Below are 355 nucleotides of genomic sequence, written 5' to 3'. Positions count from 1 at the left end.
AGGAGAGGGGGAGAAGAGAAAGGAGAGGAAGGGGGGGGGGAGGGAGAAGATGGAGAAGGGGAAGGGGAGAAGGAAGGGAGGAGAGAAAAAAAGGAGGGAGAGGAAAGGGGAAAAAAAAAGGGAGGAGGGGAAGGGGGAGGGAGAGAAGGAAGAAGGGGGGGGGAGAGAGGGGAAGAGAGAGAGGGGGGGGGAAAAGGGAAAGGGGAGGGAGGGAGAGAGGGAGGAGAAAAAGGGGGAGGGAAAGAAGGAGGGGAAATTTTAAAGAGAAAGGGAAGAGGGGAAGGAGAAAGAGAGAAAGGAAAAAAGGGGGGAGGGGGGTGGGAAGGAGAGGGAAAAAGAAAGGAAGGGAGGAGAG

General features: G+C 56.1%; 1 protein-coding gene. It reads left to right on the top strand.

Annotated elements, in window-relative coordinates; translation table 11 throughout:
• A partial coding sequence (locus tag KH400_RS30225; protein ID WP_217228521.1) for a hypothetical protein occupies positions 1-355 on the top strand: 355 nt, incomplete at both ends.

Origin of the sequence: Desertibacillus haloalkaliphilus (genome assembly GCF_019039105.1) — a bacterium.
GTDB classification, from domain to species: domain Bacteria; phylum Bacillota; class Bacilli; order Bacillales; family KJ1-10-99; genus Desertibacillus; species Desertibacillus haloalkaliphilus.
Note: the sequence above shows the minus strand (reverse complement) of the source record. Positions and strands in the feature narration are given on the sequence as shown.